The organism is Alcanivorax sp. HI0083 (genome assembly GCF_001635175.1).
Genome location: NZ_LWFX01001758.1, coordinates 1 through 1,117 on the forward strand (window position 1 = coordinate 1; position 1,117 = coordinate 1,117).

General features: G+C 62.8%; 2 protein-coding genes. Both read right to left on the reverse strand.

The window, feature by feature from the left end; all coding sequences use genetic code 11:
- Window positions 1-205 (reverse strand): hypothetical protein (locus A3754_RS25530; protein WP_156497236.1); only part of this gene is annotated, 205 nt, incomplete at its 3' end.
- The coding region (creD, locus tag A3754_RS25535) for a cell envelope integrity protein CreD (protein WP_063521700.1) at window positions 202-1,117 on the reverse strand (916 nt) is incomplete at its 5' end. The genes A3754_RS25530 and creD, both read right to left, overlap by 4 nt.

The following is a 1,117-nucleotide window of genomic DNA, read 5'->3' on the forward strand; positions in this document are numbered from 1 at the left end:
AAAGCAGTGCCCTGCCCCGACGCCGCTCACCCAGTTGCCACCAGATCACCCCAAGCCAGCGAATCGCCCGGCGATTCTCTGCATTGCAGGCCAGTGCTTGCTGGGCGATGCGTAACGCTCGCCCAAGCAAGCGCTGGCGATAGCTGGGGAACCGCTTGGCGGCCCGCACCAGGGTCGCAACATGGCCCAGCCCGTCGGCACTCACGGTGCGTTGCCGCGCTGGGCACTGTCGGCATTCGCCTGCACCTTGGCAGCGGCCTTGCCCGGCACCGCGAAGGCATACCAGTCCAGCTTGCGAGTCACCACCATCACAGCAGCCAGGGCAGCGAACAGCAGCAGGGCGCCCAGCAACAGGGCATAGTCTTCAGCCATGAGAATGCCGTAGATCAACCCCTGCACCAGCAGCAAGCTCAAGGCAAACGTCCAGCCGGCTTTGAGCGAGCGCATGGCTGCCATCAGGTAGATGCCTATCAATGCACAGCACGATAACGCGGCCACCAGGTAGGCCAGCAAAAAGTCGATATGCTCACTGAGTGCCACCAGCAAAAGGTAGAACATGGCCAGCGCCAGGCCCACCAACAGGTATTGCATGGCGTGCAACGGATACCGGCGCAGCACTTCAAAAAGGAAAAACGCCGCAAAGGTGAGCCCCACAATCAGGTAGCTGTATTTCAGCGCCCGCTCACTGGAGAGCAACCCTGTTACCGGCTGCACCAAGCGCACCCGCAATGCCTGACCGCTATCACCGCATGCCGCATCGCCGCGGGCACAATGGATCACACTGGCCGCCGCCAGGCTGTTGGTGCGCCACTGGCTGGTAAAGCCGTCATGGGTAATCTCACGTTCCACCGGCAACACCAGCCCTTCGAAGCTGGGGTGCGGCCAATCGGCGCGCAGCGCCATGCGCGTCTCCTTCGCCAACGGCAAGGCGCCGAGTGATTCTGTGCCGTTCAGATTCAATCGCACCTTTACCGTAAAGGCGCCGCTCAAATCGGTGGGCAGCGCCACCGCCACCGCATTGCCTCCCACCCCGTCCGGCAGCTGTTCGGTTTCCACCAGGGGCAGCGGCACATCGTTGACCAGAATTTGCGGACGCTCAACCAACCCGCGCAGGTCC